25 protein-coding genes are annotated in these 23564 nt (G+C 59.5%); 14 read left to right on the plus strand and 11 right to left on the minus strand.

The window, feature by feature from the left end; all coding sequences use genetic code 11:
* Positions 1-60: 60 nt before the first annotated feature.
* Positions 61-645, plus strand: a complete 585-nt coding sequence (locus WG915_RS01140; protein WP_339563520.1) for a DUF4126 domain-containing protein — start codon at positions 61-63, stop codon at positions 643-645.
* Here WG915_RS01140 and WG915_RS01145 read toward each other — a convergent pair whose 3' ends face one another.
* The 4 genes from WG915_RS01145 to mptB all read right to left on the minus strand — a co-directional run bounded on the left by WG915_RS01145 (position 646) and on the right by mptB (position 5035).
* Entirely contained in the window at positions 646-1560 is a 915-nt protein-coding gene (locus tag WG915_RS01145; protein WP_339563521.1) for a COX15/CtaA family protein, read from the minus strand.
* A 96-nt stretch (positions 1561-1656) separates the two neighbouring features.
* The gene (locus tag WG915_RS01150; RefSeq protein WP_339563522.1) at positions 1657-2421 is read right to left on the minus strand and encodes an ABC transporter permease; all 765 of its coding nucleotides are present in this window, start codon (positions 2419-2421) and stop codon (positions 1657-1659) included.
* A gap of 4 nt (positions 2422-2425) precedes the next feature.
* A complete protein-coding gene (locus WG915_RS01155) occupies positions 2426-3370 on the minus strand; it encodes an ABC transporter ATP-binding protein (protein WP_339563523.1) in 945 nt (314 codons plus the stop codon).
* 6 nt (positions 3371-3376) lie between these two features.
* Entirely contained in the window at positions 3377-5035 is a 1659-nt protein-coding gene (gene mptB, locus WG915_RS01160; protein WP_339563524.1) for a polyprenol phosphomannose-dependent alpha 1,6 mannosyltransferase MptB, read from the minus strand.
* A 132-nt stretch (positions 5036-5167) separates the two neighbouring features.
* Here mptB and WG915_RS01165 point away from each other — a divergent pair, with 132 nt between their 5' ends.
* From WG915_RS01165 to WG915_RS01195, 7 genes are read left to right on the plus strand one after another with little or no spacing between them, the layout of a single operon-like run.
* Entirely contained in the window at positions 5168-5890 is a 723-nt protein-coding gene (locus WG915_RS01165; RefSeq protein WP_445227753.1) for a helix-turn-helix transcriptional regulator, read from the plus strand.
* The gene (gene sufB, locus WG915_RS01170; RefSeq protein ID WP_339563526.1) at positions 5874-7319 is read left to right on the plus strand and encodes a Fe-S cluster assembly protein SufB; all 1446 of its coding nucleotides are present in this window, start codon (positions 5874-5876) and stop codon (positions 7317-7319) included. The genes WG915_RS01165 and sufB overlap by 17 nt, the downstream gene beginning before the upstream one ends.
* Positions 7320-7324: 5 nt before the next feature.
* Positions 7325-8506: a Fe-S cluster assembly protein SufD gene (sufD, locus tag WG915_RS01175; RefSeq protein ID WP_339563527.1), complete on the plus strand. Its 1182-nt coding sequence runs from the start codon at positions 7325-7327 to the stop codon at positions 8504-8506.
* Positions 8507-8531: 25 nt separating this feature from the next.
* The gene (gene sufC, locus WG915_RS01180; RefSeq protein WP_339563528.1) at positions 8532-9287 is read left to right on the plus strand and encodes a Fe-S cluster assembly ATPase SufC; all 756 of its coding nucleotides are present in this window, start codon (positions 8532-8534) and stop codon (positions 9285-9287) included.
* Positions 9287-10552 carry a SufS family cysteine desulfurase gene (locus WG915_RS01185; RefSeq protein ID WP_339563529.1) on the plus strand — a complete coding sequence of 422 codons (1266 nt, stop codon included), beginning with the start codon at positions 9287-9289 and terminating at the stop codon, positions 10550-10552. The genes sufC and WG915_RS01185 overlap by 1 nt, the downstream gene beginning before the upstream one ends.
* A complete protein-coding gene (gene sufU, locus WG915_RS01190) occupies positions 10553-11002 on the plus strand; it encodes a Fe-S cluster assembly sulfur transfer protein SufU (RefSeq protein ID WP_339563530.1) in 450 nt (149 codons plus the stop codon). It begins immediately after the preceding gene.
* On the plus strand, positions 11003-11395 hold the full coding sequence (locus WG915_RS01195; RefSeq protein WP_339563531.1) for a metal-sulfur cluster assembly factor: 393 nt from the start codon (positions 11003-11005) through the stop codon (positions 11393-11395). It abuts the gene before it with no gap.
* Here WG915_RS01195 and WG915_RS01200 read toward each other — a convergent pair.
* Positions 11392-11895, minus strand: coding sequence for a hypothetical protein (locus tag WG915_RS01200; RefSeq protein ID WP_339563532.1), 504 nt, complete (start codon positions 11893-11895; stop codon positions 11392-11394). The two genes, WG915_RS01195 and WG915_RS01200, sit on opposite strands and share 4 nt — an antisense overlap.
* 4 nt (positions 11896-11899) lie before the next feature.
* Entirely contained in the window at positions 11900-12904 is a 1005-nt protein-coding gene (locus tag WG915_RS01205) for a lycopene cyclase family protein (RefSeq protein WP_339563533.1), read from the minus strand.
* Positions 12905-12929: 25 nt separating this feature from the next.
* Here WG915_RS01205 and WG915_RS01210 point away from each other — a divergent pair, with 25 nt between their 5' ends.
* The gene (locus WG915_RS01210; protein ID WP_339563534.1) at positions 12930-14558 is read left to right on the plus strand and encodes an ABC-F family ATP-binding cassette domain-containing protein; all 1629 of its coding nucleotides are present in this window, start codon (positions 12930-12932) and stop codon (positions 14556-14558) included.
* Between the two features lie 52 nt (positions 14559-14610).
* Complete coding sequence (locus WG915_RS01215; RefSeq protein WP_339563535.1) at positions 14611-15207, plus strand: GNAT family N-acetyltransferase; 597 nt, start codon at positions 14611-14613, stop codon at positions 15205-15207.
* Positions 15208-15246: 39 nt separating this feature from the next.
* On the opposite strand, the gene WG915_RS01220 is transcribed toward WG915_RS01215, so the two are convergent.
* Together WG915_RS01220 and WG915_RS01225 are read right to left on the minus strand one after the other, a co-directional pair.
* Positions 15247-16614: a PFL family protein gene (locus WG915_RS01220; protein WP_339563536.1), complete on the minus strand. Its 1368-nt coding sequence runs from the start codon at positions 16612-16614 to the stop codon at positions 15247-15249.
* Between the two features lie 12 nt (positions 16615-16626).
* The gene (locus tag WG915_RS01225; protein WP_339563537.1) at positions 16627-16896 is read right to left on the minus strand and encodes an ACT domain-containing protein; all 270 of its coding nucleotides are present in this window, start codon (positions 16894-16896) and stop codon (positions 16627-16629) included.
* Positions 16897-16941: 45 nt separating this feature from the next.
* Between WG915_RS01225 and WG915_RS01230 the strand changes: the two genes are divergently transcribed.
* Together WG915_RS01230 and nagB are read left to right on the plus strand one after the other, a co-directional pair.
* Positions 16942-17178 (plus strand): hypothetical protein, encoded by a 237-nt coding sequence (locus WG915_RS01230; protein ID WP_339563538.1) that lies wholly within the window; start codon positions 16942-16944, stop codon positions 17176-17178.
* 103 nt (positions 17179-17281) lie between these two features.
* On the plus strand, positions 17282-18046 hold the full coding sequence (gene nagB / locus WG915_RS01235) for a glucosamine-6-phosphate deaminase (RefSeq protein WP_339563539.1): 765 nt from the start codon (positions 17282-17284) through the stop codon (positions 18044-18046).
* On the opposite strand, the gene WG915_RS01240 is transcribed toward nagB, so the two are convergent.
* Positions 18043-18756 (minus strand): glutamine amidotransferase, encoded by a 714-nt coding sequence (locus WG915_RS01240; RefSeq protein WP_339563540.1) that lies wholly within the window; start codon positions 18754-18756, stop codon positions 18043-18045. The two genes, nagB and WG915_RS01240, sit on opposite strands and share 4 nt — an antisense overlap.
* Positions 18757-18780: 24 nt before the next feature.
* Between WG915_RS01240 and WG915_RS01245 the strand changes: the two genes are divergently transcribed.
* Complete coding sequence (locus tag WG915_RS01245) at positions 18781-19272, plus strand: DUF1990 family protein (RefSeq protein WP_339563541.1); 492 nt, start codon at positions 18781-18783, stop codon at positions 19270-19272.
* Here the strand turns inward: WG915_RS01245 and WG915_RS01250 are convergent.
* Both WG915_RS01250 and can read right to left on the minus strand, forming a co-directional pair.
* Positions 19255-19818: a TetR/AcrR family transcriptional regulator gene (locus WG915_RS01250; RefSeq protein WP_339563542.1), complete on the minus strand. Its 564-nt coding sequence runs from the start codon at positions 19816-19818 to the stop codon at positions 19255-19257. The genes WG915_RS01245 and WG915_RS01250 overlap by 18 nt on opposite strands.
* Positions 19819-19942: 124 nt before the next feature.
* Positions 19943-22759 (minus strand): aconitate hydratase, encoded by a 2817-nt coding sequence (gene can / locus WG915_RS01255; protein ID WP_339563543.1) that lies wholly within the window; start codon positions 22757-22759, stop codon positions 19943-19945.
* A gap of 247 nt (positions 22760-23006) precedes the next feature.
* Here can and WG915_RS01260 point away from each other — a divergent pair, with 247 nt between their 5' ends.
* On the plus strand, positions 23007-23513 hold the full coding sequence (locus WG915_RS01260; RefSeq protein WP_339563544.1) for an Rv1476 family membrane protein: 507 nt from the start codon (positions 23007-23009) through the stop codon (positions 23511-23513).
* Positions 23514-23564: the final 51 nt, after the last annotated feature.

The raw sequence follows: 23564 nt of genomic DNA on the forward strand, positions 1-23564 counted from the left end.
CTCTCATTGCGCCCTGGCTGATTGATATCAGCTGGGGCACTTTTATGTTTAACTATCAACATGGGTTTATCAGCTGCCATTGGTTTGGCCACGTCCGCAGGGCTCAACGCCTACATCCCGCTGCTGGCCTTCGGGCTTCTGGCGCGCTATACGGAGCTCGTGACGCTCCCCGAAGGGTGGGTGTGGCTCAGCAACCCCATCTTGTTAGCCGTGGTGGGCGTTTTGTTGCTGATCGAATTAGTGGCCGACATGATTCCGGCCGTTGACTCCGTTAATGACGTGATCCAGACTTTGGTGCGACCTACCTCTGGCGGCTTGATGTTCGCCTCCGCATTCGGGGACCAAACGGTTTCATCCACGGAGACCTTCTCGAACCCTAAGACCTGGGGTCTTTTGGCTGCGGGATTTGTGATCGCGTTGATTATGCATCTGATGAAGTCCACCTCGCGGCCAGCCATTAATGCGGGGACGCTAGGTTTCGGTGCGCCAGTAGCCTCCACTGCTGAAAATGTTGCGGCGGCCTCACTCACCGGCGCGGCGCTCTTTGCGCCGGCGTTGGTGTTTGTGCTGCTGATTCTGCTGTTGGGTGGGGCCGCATGGCTGTTGTTGAAGCTGCGCGGTTGGCGCGAACGGCTGCGCGGCTAGCTAAGCGACGCGCTCGCGTCCGGCTGCGTAGAGCAGCGCAGTGTACGCGGTGACGACGCCCGAGAGGACAACGTGGAACGGCACTGTCCACCGTGGGACACCGAACCAGAATTGGATCATGCCGACAGCTGCTTGTAGCACGATGAAGAAAATCAGCAAGTAGCCGAGCTTACGGGAGCGCTGAGAGGAACGAACCGTGATGAGTGCAACCACCAGTCCGATGGTCAGCCCCAAGTACAGGTACATGAATCCGGCGTGGACATGGGCCATTCCGGCGATGTCGACTTCAAGGCGGCCTTCCATGCCCTTGGTGGAATCGCCGGAGTGCACGCCTGCGCCAGTGACCATGGTGCCGGTGATCAGGACAGCAGAAAGGGCCGCAGCAGAACCGACGGCCAGGTAGCGCAGCGGACGTGGGTAGCGCCATTCGTCGTGGCCCTCGTCTGGGGCTTTGACGTGCTCATAGAGCAGCGCCGCGAGCCAGATGAGGATGATAGAAGGCAGGAAGTGGATCGCAACCGCCCACCACTTCAGATCGAGGTGCACCGAAATGCCACCGAGCACTGCCTGGAAGATGACGCCAATGAGCTGGTACCACGCATGGGCCTTCACGACGCTGCGGCGGCCAGCCAGATACACGGCGAGCAGCAAAAGACCAACGACTAGGCCAAGTACAACCGCGAGCCCGCGGTTACCGAACTCGATCAGTTGATGGATCCAGGGGGCCGCGCCTTCGACAGGGATCAGTGATCCTTCGTGACAATTCGGCCAGGTATCACAGCCCAAACCGGAGCCGGTCACTCGGACAACTGCACCGGTAAAGGTAATGGCAATTTCACCGATAAGGACTGCAAGGGCCAAACCGAGCTGCGCCTTCGGTGCGGTTATTCGGCGTTGTGGGGTAGCGGTATTCACGGTTGTTTATCTTATCTGGTTGGCTCTGGAAGCCCGCATTGATGCCGGCGGAGACGGTGAGAGTCTTGCCACACCGTCGGGTGGGGCTACTGCCCGCTAGCTAAACCGGAATAGCCGGATCGCGGCGGCGGAGCTCACAGCCGCCCATACCGCGAGACTCAGCAAGTTCATCCAGGCGATGGTGCCGTGGAAGGCTTGCCGAAGGGCGTCGGCAAAGGCCACGGAAGGGATCGCCAGGGAGTATCCGGGCACAGTGCCGCCACCGCGGAGCACGAAGTAGGCCGCAGCACCGAGAAGCACGAACCACGCGGTGTTCGCAACTGCCAGCACAACCTCTGAGCTCAGCGTGCCGCCGAGCAGCAACCCGATTGCGGTAAAGGTGCCCACGCCGAGCACCATAGCCAGCACTGTGGGGACAATCCCGCCCAAAGGCATGCGCCAGCCGAGCACTAAGGCCACGCTCCCCAGGATCAACGTCTGTACTAGTGCCACGCCAAGGACCGCGACCACCTTGCCAAAGATGATGGTCCACGCTGGAACTCCGGAAGCCCCGATTCGTTTCAAAGCGCCGTATCTGCGATCGAAGGCGACAGCAATTGCCTGGCCGGTAAAACCTGCGCTCATGCCAGCGACGGCAAGAGTAAAGGGAAAGACTGTGAAAACTGGTTTCTCACCTGGCAACAGGGTGGTTAAGGACAGCGCTATCAGCAGACCGAGCGGAATGATGAGGGAAAGCAGCTGCTGTTCACCGTGGCGCAAGAAGAGTTTTGCTTCAATGAGAGCCTGTGAGCCGATCATGGCGCCCATTCCCGCCCGCGCGGGATCAGGGGTGAAGCTGCCTGACTTAAACTGCTGGGTCATGGTGTTAGCTCCGCATCTCTCGGCCGGTGACATCGAGGAAGACTTCCTCCAGGGAGGTTGCATCGACGCCCAGGTTTCGGATCAGGACTCCTTGGCGCGCCGCCTCGGCAGTAACAACTGCAAGCAACTCCGGTGTGGCAGGGATTTCCAGGTGATAAGCCTGCGGACGAATTGGAGTGAGAGTACCCGTGGCGCCCGCGACTCGCAGCGCCGCCTCCATCGCTGGTACATCCAGGCTGGCCATGGTCTCTAGGTGCACGCTGGAAAGTTGTTCGGCGCGCGCCCGCATTAACTGAGCTGGGCTTCCGGAGGCAACGACGCTGCCTCGATCCACGATCACCACTTGGTCTGCCAGTGCTTCCGCTTCATCCATGAGATGCGTGGTGAGAACCACGGCAACGCCGTCGGCACGCAGCTGCGCGATGAGGTCCCACACTAGGAGCCGGGACTGTGCGTCCATGCCCGCGGTTGGCTCATCAAGAAAAACTAGCTCGGGTCTGCCGACCAGTGCGAGTGCAAGGGACAGGCGCTGCTGTTGCCCTCCCGAGAGGCGTCGATAAGCGGTGCGGCGGTGCTCACCCAGCCCCACCAGCTCTAGCAACCAATCCGGGTCCAGCGGGCGAGCGCTATACGACGCCACTAGCCGCATCATCTCTGCAACCCTGATACCGGGATAGGCTCCGCCACCTTGCAACATAATTCCGATGCGTCGTCGCACCTCATCGGTGTGGGTGACTGGGTTGAGCCCCAACACCCGGATCTCACCGCTCGACGGGGTTTGGAAACCCTCGCATATTTCGATCGTGGTGGTCTTGCCTGCGCCGTTGGGGCCGAGGAGAGCCAGCACAGACGCAGCGGGGACATCGAAGCTTAAGTCCGCGACGGCGACGGTAGAGCCGAAAGTCTTGCGCACGTTGCGCAAAGACAAGGCGATATCGGGAGCGTTCACAAGGAATCAGTGTAGGCCAACGATGCCGCGACGCTTTAACAGCCACCATAGGGCGCACAACAAGAGCGCGAAGAGCACGGCAGCGCCGAAATAGATGCTGAGTACGGTCACGGGCGGTAGCCGTAGTCCACGAGGCAAGACGAAAAAGCTCATGATCACCGAATATCCCATTGCCAAGACACGAAATAGCGGTCGGTTTGCCCATGCAGCGAGTGGCGCCAGCGACCACAGCAGGTACCAGGGGTGTACGACGGGGAAGAGGACAACCATGACGAACATCGCTACGCCAAGGCCACCAACGGGGTGAATCCGGCCGTAGAGCGTGGCCAGCAGCATGCGGAGCATAAAGAGCCCGGCGATGAAAACGCCAACCGCCCGGGTGAACACCAACATCTGCTCGGTGTGGTCGCCGAGCTGCAGCCAGCTGCCCAAAGCGCCAGCGATGACGCCGACATCCGTGCTGATGGACATCCAACTGCGGATAGTGGCGGCGCCGCCTTGCCCGGTGATCCAGCCCAACCCGATCCCGGATACCGCTGTTACCAGCCCTGTGGTAGCCACCAACACAGCCAACATGCTGCCCGCTGCGACCGTTAGCGCGAGAATTTTATTAAAGCCGCGCAGCAACAGTTGGCGCGCTAGGGCCATCCCCAGGAATCCAAGCGCGATGAAACCTGTGACTTTGACCAGCCCCGCACAGGTGATCAGAGCGGCACCAATTACCAGAAGTACTGCGCCCTTACGGGGGCCGCGATCCACGCCCCGGAGACCGACCTCCAGGCCGACCAGCATGAAACCGATCAGGATGGCCTCGTTGTGAATCCCGCCAATCAGGTGCAACAGGCACAGTGGGTTCAGGATGCCGAGCCACAGCGCCGCCTGTTTGGACACACGACACCGCCCCGCCAGCTTGACGACGCCCCAGGCGGCGGCCACTAGGCCCAGCACCGACACCAAGCGATGCGCTAACACCCCGAGCACGATGCTGTTGTTGGTAATCATGCTGATTCCAGCAGCGATCGCGAGGGCTACAGGACCGTAGGGGGACGGCGAGTGTGCCCAAATGAAGGGAACGCTGCGTGCCAAGGGATTATCGGGGCTGAGCAGGTCAATCGGGCCACCAGAGTAGGGATCCATTCCGGCAGCAACGATCGCACCTTGTGCCAGATAAGAGTAGATGTCTTGCGTAAAAAGTGGGGTAGTCAAGGAGATTGGCAATACCCAAGCAATGAAGGTGCGTCGCAGCATTTTCATGCTCACTCTGGCAGCATTCTCGCGAGTGCCCGTGATAGGGGCGGCCAGCGTGGTGGAGACGAAAGGAGCCATCAGCGCCCAGGCGAGGACCAGAAAACCGACGCCGATCAACGTGATGATCGATGAGGTAGTCAGCATTCGGGCGAGGATCTCGCCGCCCGGAAAGTGTGGATAGGGATTGTCAACTACCGGGAAGGCACCAGCGCCCAAAGCGCCCATCCCGATCATGAGCGAACCAACTGTGCCGATCCACCGGAGCGTGGCGAATCTTTCGAGCTCAGTAAAGTTCAGCTGTCTCGCATCGAGGGCGCGGTCATCGTGAAGCTCAGCAGAGCGGGAACCTGGACTACCCAGCCGGGGCAGGGCATTCCTGAGCCACCCGAGGGGGCGAGTTTCACTGGAAAGTATCACGGAGCCAAATTCTACTCGAGCCGAGTCTGCGACCGTTTCGGCGTGTCTGTGTCCTACCGCTGGACTTTAACGGCGAATTACGGAACACTTGTGTTGTCTAATAGATAAAGACATGGAAAGTGGTACAAGGAGGTGACGGTCTTGTCTCGAACAGAAGGACTCGAAGGACGCACACGCAGCGACATTCTGGTCACCCTGCTCAAGCATGGGCCGTGCAGTGCCTCTTATCTTGGCGATCACCTTGGATTCTCCGCTGCTGGCGTGCGCCGGCACCTCGATAACCTCGAGGCGGAAGGGTTAGCAATGGTGGCCGCCACGCGAGGTGGCAGCACTCGGGGTCGTGGCCGACCAGCCAAGGAATACGTCCTTACTGATAAGGGACGTAGCCAATTCGGACACGACTACGACGGCCTGGCAGCCTCCGCACTGGAGGCACTCCGGGAAACCGGTGGGGAAGCGGCAGTGCGGGCATTTGCTCGCAAGCGGATCGAAAGCATCGTGGCGGGGATTTCTCCGGCCGGTGAATCGGCCGACTCCGTGAAGGAAACCACCGAGCACATCGTTGATGCCTTCGTGAAGTCGGGTTATGCGGCGTCGACAAGCAACGCAGGCAGTGGCGTGCAGCTCTGCCAGCACCATTGTCCGATCTCACACGTAGCTTCGGAATTTCCGGAGTTATGCGAGGCCGAACACCGTGCGATCGCGGAGCTGCTCGGGCAGCATATCCAGCCCTTGGCCACCATTGTGGATGGTCACGGCATTTGTACCACCAACATTCCACTGACTCCTATTAACAACTCACCCAAAGAAACATCCCAGCACAGGAAGGGAGTGGCTGATGACGCAGGCAATTAACCAACGCGATGTCAATGCCCAACTCACCGACGAAGAGATCATTGACTCCATCGGTGCCTACCAATTCGGTTGGCACGACCCAGATGCCGCTGGTGCCGCAGCGAAGCGCGGTCTGAACCAGGCCGTAGTTAAGGACATCTCCCGGCTTAAGAACGAGCCAGAGTGGATGCTGGAGCGCCGTCTGAAGTCGCTCGAGATCTTCGATAAGAAGCCAATGCCGAAGTGGGGTGCGGATCTTTCCGGCATCGACTTCGACAATATTAAATACTTCGTCCGCTCCACAGAGAAGCAGGCCACCAGCTGGGAGGACCTGCCCGAGGACATCAAAAATACTTATGACAAGCTGGGCATCCCGGAGGCGGAAAAGCAGCGCCTAGTGGCCGGCGTTGCCGCGCAGTACGAATCTGAGGTGGTTTACCACCAGATCCGCGAGGACCTGGAAGAAAAGGGCGTTATCTTCGTCGATACCGATACTGCTTTGCGTGAGCACGAAGAGATCTTCCGCGAGTACTTCGGCACCGTCATCCCTTCCGGCGATAACAAATTCTCCGCGCTCAACACTGCCGTGTGGTCGGGTGGCTCCTTCATCTACGTGCCCAAGGGCGTTCACGTGGACATCCCGCTGCAGGCCTACTTCCGCATCAACACCGAGAACATGGGTCAATTCGAGCGCACCCTGATCGTCGTGGACGAGGACGCTTATGTTCACTACGTTGAGGGCTGTACTGCGCCGATCTACAAGTCTGATTCCCTGCACTCTGCAGTGGTGGAAATCATCGTGAAGAAGGGCGGCCGCTGCCGCTACACCACGATCCAGAACTGGTCGAATAACGTGTACAACCTGGTGACCAAGCGCACCAAGTGTGAAGAAGGCGCCACCATGGAATGGGTCGACGGCAACATCGGCTCCAAGGTGACCATGAAGTACCCGGCAGTCTGGATGACCGGCCCACACGCTAAGGGTGAGGTCCTTTCCGTCGCCTTTGCTGGTGAAGGCCAGTTCCAGGACACAGGCGCAAAGATGGTGCACATGGCGCCATACACCTCCTCCAACATTGTTTCTAAGTCTGTGGCCCGCGCCGGTGGACGTGCCGCCTACCGTGGCTTGGTGCAGATTAACAAGGACGCGCACCATTCGACTTCTAACGTCGAGTGCGACGCGCTGTTGGTGGATAACATCTCGCGTTCGGATACCTACCCTTACAATGACATCCGCAACGACCACGTCTCGCTCGGTCACGAGGCAAAGGTCTCCCAGGTTTCCGAGGACCAGCTGTTTTACCTCATGTCCCGCGGCCTGGCCGAGGATGAAGCAATGGCGATGATTGTGCGTGGCTTCGTGGAGCCTATCGCCAAGGAACTGCCAATGGAATACGCCCTTGAGCTCAACCGACTCATCGAGCTGCAAATGGAAGGATCGGTGGGCTAAGCGCAATGACCGCCCCTGTAGAACGAGTTAAGAACGCCACTTACCACGACACCAAGGGAGACCTATTTTCCTCCTTTGATGTCGCGGACTTTGAGGTTCCGCACGGCCGCGACGAAGTGTGGCGCTTCGTCCCAATGCGTCGCCTGCGTGGCCTGCACGACGGCAGCTTCGCGACGCCAGTCGCCCCGAAGGTAGCCGTCGAACTGCCGGAATCGGCAAGCGGCATCAGTGTTGAAACCGTGACTAAAGACGATCCTCGCCTCGGTCAGGCGGGTGCACCAGTGGATCGCACCGCGGCTCAGGCATGGACTGCCATGAGCGAAGCAACCGTGGTTACCTTTGCCAAGAACAGCGTGAACGCGGATGCAGTGAACATTACCGTCAGCGGCTCCGGCGCGGACGTCACCTCCTTCGGCGCAATCACGATCATCGTAGAAGAAGGCGCGGAAGCACTGGTCAATCTGCACTTTGTTGGTTCCGGCACGCATTCCGATAACCACGAGTACATCGTTGGCGATAACGCGCGCTTGTCCGTGGTCGTCCACGAAGACTGGGCTGATGATGCGGTGCACCTCGCAGGTGAGCGTGCCCTCGTCGGGCGGGATGCTGTGCTGCGTCACGCCGTTGCCGTATTCGGTGGCAGCTTGGTGCGCCTGGTGCCACAGGTGAAGTTCGCAGGCCCAGGTGGCGACGCCGAACTCCTCGGTGTCTACTTCGCCGATGATGGACAGTTCTTTGAACAGCGTCTATTGGTGGATCACGCACACCCGAACTGCAAGTCAAACGTGTTGTACAAGGGCGCTCTGCAGGGCGATCCCAGCACCGAGCGCACCGAGGCCCGCACCGCATGGGTGGGAGATGTGCTCATCCGCGCCAACGCTCAAGGCACCAGCACCTATGAGGCAAACCGTAACCTTGTCCTCACCGAGGGTGCACGCGCTGATGCAGTGCCGAACCTGGAAATCGAAACCGGTGAAATCGCCGGTGCAGGTCACGCTGCCACCGTGGGTCGTTTCGATGACGAGCAGCTGTTCTACCTGCTGTCTCGCGGCATCGAAGCTGATGATGCCCGTCGCTTGATCGTCCGCGGCTTCTTCTCCGAGGTCATTGGTCGCATTCCGGGTGAAGCCACCCGCGAACTGCTGGAAGCCAAGATCGCGCAAGAACTTGACGGCACCGAACTTTAATCAAACTTAAAACAAGGAACGACATATGAGCACTCTTGAAATCCGTAACCTGACCGCCCAGGTGCTGCCTTCCGACGACAACGCCGAGCCAAAGCAGATCCTGAACGGCGTCAACCTCACCATCAACTCCGGTGAGACCCATGCCATCATGGGCCCTAACGGCTCCGGCAAGTCCACTCTCGCTTACACCCTGGCGGGCCACCCTCGCTACGAGGTCACTGGCGGCGAGGTGCTACTCGACGGCGTGAACATCCTCGACCTCGAGGTTGATGAGCGCGCCCGCGCCGGCCTGTTCTTGGCAATGCAGTACCCAGTAGAGGTACCGGGTGTCTCCATGGCGAACTTCCTGCGTACCGCCGCCACTGCCGTTCGCGGTGAAGCCCCTAAGCTGCGCGACTGGGTGAAGGAAGTTAAGGAAGCCCAGGAAGAACTTTCTATCTCCAAGGAGTTCTCCGAGCGCTCCGTCAACGAGGGCTTCTCCGGTGGCGAGAAGAAGCGCCATGAGGTGCTACAGCTCGGTCTGCTTAAGCCGAAGTTTGCCGTGCTGGATGAGACCGATTCGGGTCTCGACGTCGACGCACTGCGCGTAGTCTCCGAGGGCATCAACAAGTACCAGGAACGCGAGAACGGTGGCGTGCTGATGATTACGCACTACAAGCGCATCCTGAACTACGTCAAGCCTGATTACGTGCACGTGTTTGCCAACGGCAAAATCATCACCACTGGTGGCCCTGAGCTTGCTGATGAGCTTGAGGCAAACGGCTACGACCAGTACCTGTAATGGCCACACTGACACATTCCGACGGATCGCTGAACACTCAGGCGATCCGGGCGGAATTTCCCATCCTGCGCCGTAAGGTACGCGGTGATCAGCCACTGACGTACCTCGACTCCGGTGCAACTTCACAGCGCCCGGAGCGGGTATGGCGGGTGGAAGAGCAGTTTGTGCTGCACACCAACGCGCCGGTGCACCGGGGAGCCTATTCGCTGGCCGAAGAAGCAACCGATGCTTATGAGTCTGCGCGCGCTGCAATTGCGGCGTTCGTCGGCGCAGCGCCGGAAGAGCTCGCCTTCACCAAGAATGCCACCGAGGCGCTCAACCTGGTGGCCTATGTCCTCGGCGATGAGCGGGCGGGCGACTTGGCTGTGGGTGAGGGCGATACGGTCGTCGTCACGGAGCTGGAGCACCACGCCAACCTGGTGCCGTGGCAGGAACTGTGCCGCCGCACCGGCGCGACGCTCAAGTGGTACGCCACCACTGACGACGGCCGGATTGACCTGGATTCGCTGGAATTGGATGATTCCGTGAAGGTTGTTGCCTTCACCCACCAGTCCAATGTCACCGGCGCGGTTGCTGACGTGCCCGAGATGGTGCGTCGTGCACAGGCCGTCGGCGCGTTGACCGTACTGGATGCCTGCCAATCAGTGCCACACATGCCGGTGGACTTCCATGCTCTTGGCGTCGATTTCGCTGCTTTCTCCGGCCATAAGATGTGTGGGCCCTCTGGTGTGGGTGCGGTATATGGTCGCGCAGAATTGCTGCGCCAGCTGCCGCCTTTCCTCACCGGTGGTTCGATGATTGAACTAGTGCGTATGGACGGTTCTACCTATGCACCGCCGCCGCAGCGTTTTGAGGCGGGGACGCAGATGACCTCTCAGGTGGTTGGTCTCGGTGCTGCAGTGCAGTTCTTGACCGAAATCGGCATGGAGCACATCGCAGCACACGAGCATGCACTCACCGAGTATGCGTTGGAGCAGCTGCAGCAGATCGATGGACTGCACATCTTCGGACCCCGTACCGCGGAAAGTCGTGGCGGTGCCATTTCCTTTGCCGTTGACGGTATTCACCCGCACGATCTCGGTCAGGTCTTAGACGATCAGGGCGTGTCCATTCGAGTTGGTCATCACTGTGCATGGCCTATCCACCGCGCGAAGGGAGTGCAAGCGAGCGCTCGCGCCAGCTTCTACCTCTACAACACGATGGAAGAGGTGGACCGGCTGGTAGCAGCAGTCCGGCATGCGCAGGAATTCTTTGGAGTAGCGTAAATGAAGCTAGAGCAGATGTACCAAGAAGTGATCTTGGATCACTACAAGCACCCTCAGCACGCCGGATTGCGAGAGCCCTTCGGTGCCGAGGTGCACCATGTCAACACCTCCTGTGGCGACGAACTGACGCTGCGGGTGCACCTGTCTGAAGACGGGGAGACCGTGGCAGATATCTCCTACGAGGCCGAGGGCTGCTCCATCAGCCAGGCATCGACCTCCGTGATGGCGGAGGAGATCGTCGGTCGGCCGGTGAAAGAAGCAATGGCAACCCTGGCCGCGTTCGAAGAGATGGTGACTTCACGCGGCACAGTCGAAGGTGATGCCGAGGTGATTGGTGATGGCATTGCTTTCGCCGGCGTGTCCAAGTACCCGGCCCGCGTGAAATGCGCCCTCCTGGGGTGGAAAGCATTCCAAGCGGCCACCGCTGAAGCTTTGGAAGGAAAGAAGTAAGTGAGCGAAGAGAACACCCCCGCACCGGAGGACACGAAGCCTCCGGTACCACCGAAGCCCGAGCAGTCCGAAGCTGACCTTGCTAAGGCAGCTGACGTTGAGGAATACATGCGCGACGTCATTGACCCTGAGTTGGGCATTAACGTGGTTGACCTCGGCTTGGTGTACGACGTTTACATGGTCGAGGGCACCCATGCAGTAGTCAACATGACGCTGACCTCCCCGGCATGCCCGTTGACTGATGTCATTGAGGAACAGGCCGAGCAGGCTGTCGTGGGCGGCGGCGTCGCAGAGAAAATGACCCTGCACTGGGTATGGATGCCGCCATGGGGCCCGCACATGATCACCGAAGATGGTCGCGATCAGCTACGGGCCTTAGGATTTTCGGTCTAGCTCTGCTTCGCCTGACCGATGGTCACCCCGGCGATGCATCCTGCGTATTGAGTTAGGTATGCGGGATGCCAGATGTCCGCCTCTGAGCGATGGCTCGCTACCGTGCTGCACAGCATTAGTGCGTCTGGCGCGGAAGCGAGCTTTTCGCCGTCTTCCATGGCGCTAAAGCCATTCGGGATCTCCACCATAATGCCGAAGAGATACAGTGCGAGGGCGATCTTCAGGAACGTGGAAAGACACCCGCGCTGCTTTTTCGGCTGCGCAAGTTGGGGTTGGATCGGCCCTTGGACAGTCTGCATTGCGGGAGTTGGCGCATGGCCCACCCGGTGTACCGGCTCGTGGAAAGTAGCTTTCAGTTCCTTCGGTTCGATGCCGTATTTTTCCAACTCGGCGGCCACATCCCGCTGACTAGGTTCGCGCATAAACCTTAAATTGATGCGACCTTGCTGTCCCGAGTTCAGCGTGTACGCAACGTAGTAGTCCTGTCCGATATCGGCCATGAAGTTAACCTTTCACTAACGCGCGGACGATGGCGAGCTTGGTGGATAGTGGCACTTGCGCGAAAACCAGCGCCATGCCAACCAGGGTGCCTCGGAGATTGCCGAGCTGCAGGAAGTCGCGGTGCAGTGGCGTCGGCAAGCGCAGCAGGGCGCGCAGCAAGTGCTGCACCCGTGGTGGCTCGAGGTTGAGCAAAGCGCGTTGCAGCAGCTCGGCCAGGTGTCGGTCAGCGCGGAAAGCCCGAGTGCGCCAGGGCAGTGTGCCATGGCCCCACAGCGCGTCCAGCGTGGGCTCTGCCATGCGGATTGCCGTGGCAAGGCTAAACCCGGTGATGGGGTTGATGAATCCCGCGCGGGCACCGAAAGGCAGTGCGCTTTTCGACGCCGGTGGCCGCCCCAACGGGATCACCACGCGCTCCACCTCCCGTGGCTTCTTCCCCGGGAAACGACGGCTCAGGGCGCCTTCCAACTCTCCCCAGGAATGGAAGTCAGCAATGGCCAGATAAGTTTCCTCCACGAGCCGGCCGCGCGGGGTGTCGAAGCTATAGAGAAAGGTGGACTCGCGGAAATCCATCCAGGCATCAGGAGCGGAATCAATGAACCAGCCCAAGGCCTGTTGCAGTGGTTGGCCCGCTACGTAGGACATGCCCCGAGCATCGACGACCACGTCGGTGAGATGCTTCTGGCCGTCGATAAGCACGCTGTTGGCGTTGCTGATCTCCGCCTCGCCGATGACGATGGGGAAGTCGAGGAGTTGGCTGCGCCAGCGATCGGCGTCAATAATCGCGTACTCACGCTCGAGAACACGACCGACGCCGCCGAAGCGCACCGTAGGCTTTGTGCGGCTGTACAACGGCACACCCGGTAGCTCGTCGACCCAACCGCCATAAGTGGCATCCCAGGCGTCTTTCCTGTCTACACCTAAGACCTTGAGGCCCCGGGCATGCGCGCGGTGGCCGAGGTAAGCACCGGCGGGGCCGAGGCCAACAATGATCAGGTCGTAGGAACTCATACTTCACACGCTATACTGACCTGCTGTGATTGTCACCGAAGATTTGGAAGTGCGCGTCGGCGCCCGCACCCTGCTCAACGCCCCCGGCCAGCACCTGCGTGTGCAACCCGGCGACCGGATCGGCTTGGTCGGCCGTAATGGTGCAGGCAAGACGACGACCATGCGCATCCTTGCTGGTGAAGGGGAGCCTTATGGCGGCAAAGTAGTGCGTTCCGGGGAGATCGGCTACCTGCCGCAGGATTCGCGCGAAGGAAATATCGACCAGACTGCGCGGGATCGCGTGCTATCTGCCCGCGGCTTGGATCGCCTCAAGACCTCAATGGAGCGACAGCAGGAGCTCATCGAAACCGGAACCGATGCGGTGCGCGATAAGGCCGTGAATAAGTACTCCCGCCTTGAGGAGCAGTACTATTCCCTCGGTGGTTATGAGGCGGATGCTGAAGCGGCCCGCATTTGCGACGCCCTGGGACTTCCTGAAAGAGTCCTCGACCAGCAGCTCAAGACACTTTCCGGTGGTCAACGTCGCCGTGTAGAACTCGCGCAAATCCTGTTCGCCGCCACCGCAGGTTCGGGTCGTTCGCAGACGACGCTGCTGCTCGATGAACCTACGAACCACCTCGATGCAGACTCCATCACTTGGCTCCGCGAATTCCTGTCCAAGCACGAGGGCGGTCTTATCATGATCTCTCACGACGTGGAGCTGCTGGAAGCGGTCTGTAACAAGGTCTGGTTCCTCGATGCCGTCCGCAGTGAAGCGGACGTGTACAACATGGGTTGGAAGAAGTACCTGGATGCCCGCGCCACCGACGAAGCTAGACGACGTCGGGAGCGTGCCAACGCAGAGAAGAAGGCATCTGCGCTTAAAACTCAGGCTGCAAAGCTGGGAGCTAAGGCTACCAAGGCCGCAGCTGCTAAACAGATGCTCGCCCGCGCCGAGAAGATGGTTTCTTCCACCGATGATCTGCGCCAGGCAGATCGCGTGGCTCACATCCAGTTCCCAGAGCCAGCGCCATGCGGCAAGACTCCGCTGAACGCCACGGGACTAACCAAGATGTATGGCTCCCTCGAGGTGTTCGCGGGAGTGGACTTGGCCATTGATAAGGGCTCACGAGTCGTCGTGCTTGGCTTCAACGGTGCTGGTAAGACCACGTTGCTCAAGTTGCTCGCAGGGGTGGAACGCACTGATGGCGAAGGAGGTATCGTTTCTGGTCACGGTCTGAAGATCGGCTATTTCGCGCAGGAGCACGACACCATTGATCCCGCGAAATCCGTGTGGCAAAACACCATCGATGCGTGCCCGGAGGCGGGGGAGCAGGATCTGCGTTCTCTCCTCGGTGCCTTCATGTTCTCCGGCGAGCAACTAGACCAGCCAGCCGGCACACTGTCCGGCGGTGAGAAGACCCGCCTTGCATTGGCATCGCTCGTGTCATCGCGCGCTAACGTGCTGCTGCTGGACGAGCCGACCAACAACCTCGATCCACAGTCTCGCGAGCAAGTTCTTGACGCGCTGCGCACCTACACCGGTGCCGTCGTGCTGGTCACCCACGACCCGGGCGCTGTGAAGGCCTTGGAACCGGAACGCGTCATCGTGCTTCCCGACGGCACCGAGGACCTGTGGAATGACGAGTACATGGAAATCGTGGAGTTGGCATAGCCCGCACTTTGTGCAGGCTTCGAGCCGGAGAATCGGCAAGTATCCTTAACCTATGTGGATTTCCCCAACCCTCACCCTTGCTAATGACCACGTCCGTCTCGAGCCGCTGAGCGTCGCACACACGCCGGAGTTGCAGCGGGCCGTGGGGGACCTCAGTGAAGCGTTTTGGACTTCAACGCCGACTCCCGAGGGCATGCATGCCGATATCGAGGGCAAGTTGCAGCGCCGCGACACCGGAGCCATGATCCCCTTTGCCGTGCGCTCCGCATTTACCGGCGAAGCGCTGGGCGTGACCGCCTACTATGACCTACAACCCGAAGTACCACACCTGGAAATCGGGTACACGTGGATCTCCGCCGATGCCCAAGGCACAGACACCAATCCCGCAATGAAGCTGCTGCTCCTAGAGCATGCCTTTGAAACACTCGGGTGTGAGGCGGTGGGTATCCGCACCAAGTGGAGCAACCAGCAGTCTCAACGAGCGATCGAGAAGGTGGGTTTCAAACTCGATGGCATCATCCGGGCAAGCGCCCGCCTCAGGAATGGCGTACTGGATGATCAGGTGTTGTACTCAATGGTGAAAAGCGAATGGCCAGCCGTGAAGGCTGGCCTGGAATGTCGAATTACTGGATCGAAAACATTGGTTTAGGGCTTAAAATCATGTTTTCGATCCACAAATTCGGTCAAGCTAGTTCCTAAACCCGTGCACCGGCGCAGGAATATAGCCACCACGGTGAATGAACTGCGTGTTGCCCACGGTGTTCACCGGTATGACCGGTGCATATCCGAGCAGACCGCCGAAGTTGACCTCGTCGCCCGGCTGCGTGCCCGGCACCGGGATGACGCGCACGGCGGTGGTCTTATGGTTCATGATGCCGATGGCTGCTTCGTCGGCAATCATGCCGGAGATCAGTGCAGCGCTCGTATCACCTGGGATAGCGACCATATCCAGGCCGACGGAGCAGATCGCGGTCATCGCTTCCAACTTGTCGATCGAGATGGAGCCGGCGCGGACGGCGTCGATCATGCCCTTGTCCTCTGAGACCGGGATGAAGGAACCGGAAAGGCCACCGACGCGGGAACAGGCCATCATGCCGCCTTTTTTGACGGCGTCGTTAAGCAGCGCAAGCGCGGCGGTGGTGCCGTGGGTGCCTACCTGGTCCAAGCCCATCGCCTCGAGGATGTTAGCCACGGAGTCGCCGACCTCGGCGGTCGGGGCCAGCGAGAGATCCACGATGCCGAATGGGACGCCGAGGCGCTCGGAAGCGAGGTTGCCCACGAGCTGTCCCGCGCGAGTGATCTTGAAAGCAGCCTTCTTGATCTCCTCTGCGACTTGATCCAGGGAGGCGTCGGCAGGCATGCGCTCGAGGGCGCGGGCGACCACACCCGGCCCGGACACGCCAACGCTGACCACGCAGTCAGGTTCCTCGATGCCGTGGAAAGCCCCCGCCATGAAGGGATTATCACCCACAGAATTAGCGAACACGACGAGCTTTGCACAGGCGATGGCGCTGCGGTCTTTGGTCAGCTCTGCGGCCTCCTTAACCACTTCACCCATGCGCTTGACGGCGTTCATGTTGAGTCCTGCGCGGGAGGTGCCCACGTTGACGGAAGAGCACACGCGTTCGGTGACGGTGAGTGCCTCTGGGATGGCGTCGATGAGGCGGCGATCACCGGAGGTAGCGCCCTTCTCCACGAGCGCAGAAAAGCCTCCCACAAAGTTGACGCCAGTCTCATTGGCCGCACGGTCCAGCGCCTTCGCGAGTTCTACCGGGCTGCCTTCGACAGATGCTGCGAGGAGTGCGATCGGGGTGACCGAAATGCGTCGGTTGACGATGGGAATGCCAAGCTCGCGTTCGATGCCTTCGCAAGTGCTCACGAGATCTTGCGCCTGGGTGGTCAGCCGGTCATAGACGGCGTCGCAGGTCTCCGCCATGGTGCCACGGATGCAATCAAGGAGGCTAACGCCCATCGTCACGGTACGAATGTCCAGCCGGTACTGCTGGATCATCTCAATAGTGTCCCAAATGGCGTGGCTGCGCTGTGCAAAGTTCATGGTGGCCGCCCGTTAAATTTCAGTGGTGGCGTTAAAAAGCGCCTCGGACTGTACCCGGATGGCCAGGTTTTGTTGCTTGCCGACGGCCGTCATGTGTTCCTGCACTGTGACGATATCCAACTTGGACTCGTCGAAGGCAACATGCAGGATCATGGTGAAATAGCCCTCCATGATCGTCTGGGAGACATTGTGGATATTGACATCCATGGCCGCGAGGTCAGTGGCAACGGCGGCGATAATGCCCGAATGGTCGGGGCCGGCGACGGAAATGATTGCATACATGCTCTCAACATTAGCGCGTCTGCGAGCAGTGGTAAGACTAAAGCTATGAGTAAAGATAGTGAGCAGCATAGGAAACCGCGCTGGGCGGATCTGAGTCCCGCAGCAAAGCGCTTGATCATCGGACTTGTCACCTGGGAAGTCCTGGAGAAACTCATGGTGTGGCACTTCATCTACCACACGCCGAAAGAGCGAACGCGGGGATCGAAGTGGATGTGGTTCGGTTTAAGCTCGATCGACTTCTTCGGCCCAGCAGCTTATGCGCTATTTGGGCGAAAGAAATAGTGCACTAACGGGGCTACTAACGAGCACTTTCCGGCAGTTGACAATATATTAAATTAGTCCGCAATTGGATTTAGCAAATAATTAACTGTCAGGAAGTGCCGACATGGAAATCCTCATTAAGCAGTCCGCTGCAGAGGTCGCGATACACGCGGCCGACATCATGGCCAGCTACGTCACCCCAGGGGCTGTCCTCGGCTTAGCAACCGGATCAACTCCGCTGCAAATGTATCGCGAACTAATTTCCAGGTGCGAATCCGGGCAGATCAGCTTTGCTGGCACGCAGGCGTTCTTGCTGGACGAATACATCGGGCTACCGCGTGAGCATGATCAGAGTTACTACCGATTCATACGCGAGGAGTTCACCAGCCACATCGACATCGACGACGCGCAGGTGCACAGCCCCAACGGCTTCGCCAGCGACATTCACGCGGAGGGACCAGCCTACGACGCCGCGATTGCGGCTGCTGGTGGCGTGGACATCCAACTGCTCGGCATCGGCAGCAATGGCCACATCGGATTCAATGAGCCCGCGAGCTCCCTCACCTCTGGCACGCGAGTGGAAACGCTGCATCCACAGACGGTCAAGGACAATGCGCGCTTCTTTGACGGCGAGGAAAGCCAGGTACCGGTCCATGTGCTTACACAGGGACTCGGCACCATTTCCAAGGCGGGCCACCTGCTATTGATCGCTACCGGCGCCAACAAAGCTCACGCAGTCCGCGACATGATCGAAGGCCCACTCTCCGCGCACTGCCCAGCCTCAATCCTGCAACTGCACCCAAAGGCAACGGTGATTGTCGACGAAGCAGCAGCAGCGCTATTAGATAACAGCGACTACTACCGCTTTTGTGCAGCGAACAAGATCTAGCTAGCGCACATCGCCACGAAGTTGCGCATGATCTGATGAGCGTGCGTGGTATCGACGCTTGCAAGTGAGGTGATGATTTCCTCCAGCTTTTCCGGGGCAAAGTAGCCGTTGTTCAGGTAGAAGCGCATCCGCGCCGCCAGTCCGGCTGCATCCATCTCGGGGTGAAACTGGCACGCCCAAGTCGAATCGTGCAGGCGGAACATCTGGACCGGACATGCGGGGCCGGTGGCCAGTAGTATCGCTCCCTCCGGCAATTCGTGGACGCTTTCCGTATGTCCCGTCAGCGCCGTGAACTGTTGTGGCACGGCGCGCAATAGCGGATCGGACTGTCCGGCGGGGGTCAGTGCGACCTTTGTGGCACCGGCGTCCTCAGCGAACTCGGCCCGCACCTCGCCACCGCAAAACTGCGTGAGCAAACTCGAGCCAAAACAGACATAGAAGGTGGAGATCGGGCTTAGCGCCAGCGCCAACATTTCGCGCTGCACATGAAGCTGCACTTCCGACTGCTGCGCGTCGGTGACGTTAAAGGGGCTACCGCCTAAGAAAACACCAGCGTAGTCCGCAACAGAAGGAATGCGGGAGGTAGCTGAATCAAGGACGCAGCGGTCTAGCTGCTCGGCGCGCAGCCCAGTGGACTTGAGGAAGTCCTGATACTCGGAACGCAGAACCTCTGCGCCCTCTCGCGCCTGGACCAGCAGAAACTTAGACATACCGCTTAGTCTAGTATGGGGAATATGGCGCCCGTGACATATCCAGCAGAATTTCTTGGCTGGTCTCTCGATCTCGACCCACACCAATCCGAACTCACCCGCCAGGGCTGGCATTGCTTCACGATCCGCCGCAAAATTGGACACGGACAGGCTGCTTTCCGCGAAGCTCGGAGGCGGCTGCTGGCATGGGAAATGCAACGTGCGGTGCGTCTTCGACCGCTTATCGACGGCAAAATCATCACCCTCCACCTTGGCTGCCTGCGCCAACGCTGTTGGATTATTCATACAACCCAGTCCGATACCCACGCCTGCGTGGCTTATGGAACTTTGCCAGGGCACCTCGAGACCGGGGAGGAATCCTTCCGAGTGTGGCTGGAAGATGGGACGGTCTGGGCTGAATGTGCAGCGTTTTCTCGTCCAGCATCGTGGGTGACTCAGCTGGGTGGCAGCCTCGCGCGGCTCCTCCAACGACTCATCGCGCGGCGCTACCTCGCTGCACTAGTCCCGGCGGACTGAGGCTTCCACGAGGTCTAGAACGGGGGAGAAGGCGGCGGTTTCGATCCCTGATGCGAGTTTCGCAGTCAGGCCGTCGAACATCGTCTCCAGGTAAAGGTAGAGCACCTCTGAATCGACGTCGGTACGCATCGTTCCGGCATCGGCGTTTGCTTGGAGGCGGCGGCGAACGGCGTCGTCAAGCACGGCCTGTTGCTCCTGCCAGCGTGCGCGGAAGGCGGCGTCGGTACGCAGCAAGCGGGTGATTTCGAGGCGAGTGGACAGCCAGTCGTAGCGGTCCGGGTAGGCCAGCATATCGCGCATAACCTGTACTAGACCTTCTTCGGCAACGGTTTCCGCCATACGCAGGGCATCCTCGCGGCCGATTTCGAGGAAGAGGGTTTCCTTGTCCGCGAAATGGTGGAATATTGCGCCGCGGGACTTGCCGGTGGCCTCTTCGAGGCGGCGCACGGTAGCGCCCTCATAGCCGTGCTCCGCGAAACACTTGCGTGCGCCTTCGAGGATCTCGTGGCGGCGTTCTTCGAGATCAGCACTGCTAACCCTAGGCATGCTTAAATCAACGCTCCTTCGCGGAAAAGTTTCTAAAGAAATGCCCTGGGGCTGCCCAGGCTGGCCACGATTGCTATCGCGACCTGCCGTGGACAGCCCCAGAACTAGAGATCAACGAGGCAGATTAGCCCTTGATCATGTTGCGCAGCACGTACTGCAGGATGCCACCATTGCGGTAGTAGTCAGCCTCACCTGGGGTGTCGATGCGGACAACAGCGTCGAACTCGACCTTGTCGCCGGACTCCTTGGTTGCGGTGACCTTAACCGTCTTAGGGGTCACACCGTTGTTCAGTTCCTCGATGCCCTCAATGTCGAAGGTCTCGGTGCCGTCCAAGCCCAGCGAAGCGTGGGACTCGCCAGCAGGGAACTGCAGTGGGATGACACCCATGCCGATGAGGTTCGAACGGTGAATACGCTCGAAGGACTCGGTGATAACGGCCTTGACGCCCAGGAGGTTGGTGCCCTTAGCTGCCCAGTCGCGGGAAGAACCGGTGCCGTACTCCTTGCCAGCAAGGACGACCAGCGGGATGCCGGCGGCCTTGTAGTTCTGGCACGCGTCGAAGATGAAGGCCTGCTCGCCACCCTTGGTGAAGTCACGGGTGTAGCCACCGGCGATGTCAACCAGCTGGTTCTGGAGGCGGATGTTGGCAAAGGTGCCACGCATCATGACCTCGTGGTTACCACGACGGGAACCGAGGGAGTTGTAATCCTTGCGCTCCACGCCGTTCTCGTCCAGGTACTGCGCAGCAGGGGTACCCGGCTTGATGGAAGAAGCAGGGGAGATGTGGTCGGTAGTGACCGAATCGCCCAGCTTAGCCAGCACGCGAGCGCCCTTGATGTCAGAGACCGGAGCTGGCTGGAGCTCCATGCCATCGAAGTAAGGAGCCTTGCGGATGTAAGTGGAGTTCTCATCCCATTCGAAGGTCTTGCCCTCTGGGGTTGGGAGGTTCTGCCACTGCTCATCGCCCTTGAAGACGTCAGCGTAGTCAGCTTCGTAGAGCTCGCGAGAGATAGCCTGCTGGATCGTAGCTTCGATCTCTTCGGTGGAAGGCCAGATGTCCTTCAGGAAGACGTCGTTGCCATCCTGGTCCTGACCCAGGGCCTGGGTCTCGAAGTCGAAGTCCATGGTGCCGGCGATAGCGTAAGCGATGACCATGATTGGCGAAGCCAAGTAGTTCATCTTCACGTCAGGGGAGATGCGACCTTCGAAGTTACGGTTACCGGAAAGCACTGCGGTAGCTGCGAGATCATTCGCGTTGATCGCATTGGAAACCTCGTCTGGCAGCGGGCCGGAGTTACCGATACAGGTGGTGCAGCCGAAGCCGGAGAGGTAGAAGCCCATGGCCTCCAGGTCCTTCCAGAGGTCAGCGCGCTTGTAGTAGCCGTCGACGACCTGGGAACCAGGGGCACAGATGGTCTTGACCCAAGGCTTGGACTTGAGACCCTTCTCGGCAGCCTTGCGTGCGATCAGGCCAGCGCCGATCATCACAGAAGGGTTAGAGGTGTTGGTGCAAGAGGTGATGGAGGCGATGGCAACCATACCGTGGTCGAGGGTGTACTCGCCGCCCTTAGGGGAGGTCACGGTGATTGGGTTGGACTGGCGACCCGCACGGCCGATGGCAGCGGATTCACCGTTGCCAGCCTGGGAGACATTCAGGTCGGTGACCTGGTTGGTCTCGCTCTGATCACTGTTGGCTTCGCCTTCAGCTTCCATGCGCTTTGCAGGCAAAGACTCGTCGGTGCAGACTTCGTCCTCGGTATAGCTAGCCAGGTCCTTGCGGAACTGCTGCTTGGCCTCGGAGAGCAGGATGCGGTCCTGTGGACGCTTCGGGCCAGCGATGGAAGGAACAACTGTGGACAGATCCAGCTCGAGGTACTCGGAGTAGGTAGCTTCTGGAGCGTCTTCCTCGAGCCACATGCCCTGAGCCTTGGCATAAGCCTCGACCAGTGCAACCTGTTCTTCTGGGCGACCGGTGAGCAGCATGTACTTGGTGGTCTCCTCGTCGATCGGGAAGATCGCACAGGTGGAGCCGAACTCCGGAGACATGTTGCCGATGGTGGCGCGGTTTGCCAGTGGGATGGACTTGACGCCGTTGCCGTAGAACTCGACGAACTTCTGGACCACACCGTGCTCGCGGAGCATCTGGGTGATGGTGAGAACGACGTCGGTAGCGGTGACGCCGACAGGGATTTCACCGGTCAGCTTGAAGCCGACGACACGTGGGATGAGCATGGAGACTGGCTGGCCGAGCATGGCTGCCTCGGCTTCGATGCCGCCCACGCCCCAGCCCAGGATGCCCAGGCCGTTTTCCATGGTGGTGTGGGAGTCCGTACCAATACAGGTATCTGGGTAAGCCAGGCCGTTGTTGTCGAAGACAACGCGCGCCAGGTTCTCGATGTTTACCTGGTGGACGATGCCGGTTCCTGGAGGAACAACGCGGAAGTTGGAGAATGCCTTGGAGCCCCAACGGAGGAACTTGTAGCGCTCTTCGTTGCGTTCGTACTCAATGGCAACGTTCGTCTTAAGGGCGTCCTTGGAGGCGAAGGCCTCAACAATGACGGAGTGGTCGATGACCATCTCGGCAGGATTCAGTGGGTTGACCTGATCTGGGTCGCCGCCGAGGACCTTCACTGCTTCGCGCATGGTTGCCAAGTCGACAACACAAGGAACGCCAGTGAAGTCCTGCATCAGCACGCGGGCAGGGGTGAACTGAATCTCGATGCTTGGCTCAGCAGCGGCATCCCAGTTGGCGATTGCGTTGATGTGGTCAGCGGTGATGTTCGCGCCATCTTCGGTACGCAGCAGGTTCTCTCCGAGAACCTTGAGAGAGTATGGCAGTTTCTCCATGCCTGGCACAGCGTTGAGTGCGAAGTAGTCGTAAGACTTGTCGCCAACCTCGAGGGTGCTCTTAGCATTGAAGGAGTTCTTGCTTGTCGTCACAGTCAGCTCCACTTCCTATTAATTATGGGTGAGTAAACGGGAGGCTTAAAGTAGCCTTCGTCTGTCAGACAGCTTAACAGTACGGGCGTTCTGTTGGGAGTATTTCCCTCCGCGCGCCCCCTGAATGGGTAGTTGGGCTGTTACCGTTGCCGTCCATCTTTGAGCCTACGTGGAATTCGGGGCTGATTGGGCGCGTCACTTAGGAGGGAGTTTGATCCCACACTAAACTTCTAGGACACCAGCATTATTGTCGAACGAAACGGACCGGATGATTCCTGAGGATGTGGATCTGAACTCGCTACGGAGTCAGATCGAGGCTGACAGTGTGGCCATTAATAAGCTCGGCCTCGAGTACCCCTCGTTGGAGCCTGAGCTTGTCGACGTCAGCCGCCACGCCAGCGAGTCCGGCTTTGGCAAGACCGCCTTCGTGCTCTTGGATCGCACTCCCAATGGGGCAGCGGCAACGCGCGACGTTGCGCAAGAGCTTCTGAACACCACCGACTTTGAAACAATCATCGTCCGCACGCCCGGTTCCGGGGCGATCGTGAGTCACGACTTTTCTCGCGCTCAGATTGAAGCAGCGCAGTATGACTTCTTTGCGAACCCGGAGATAGCGAGCGGAGCGCGGGAGTTCGTGGACACACTCAATACGCAGCAGTACCCGTGGATGTACATCAACATCGCCATAGCAGTAGCTCTACTACTCGCTATCCTTGTTAGCGCCTACTTTGCACGGTCAAGCACTCACGCTTGACCAAAGAGGTCACTGTTAGATAACAGTTTGAGCGGCAAATATTCCGCGCAA

Origin of the sequence: Corynebacterium sp. H128 (assembly GCF_037482625.1) — a bacterium.
GTDB lineage: Bacteria > Actinomycetota > Actinomycetes > Mycobacteriales > Mycobacteriaceae > Corynebacterium.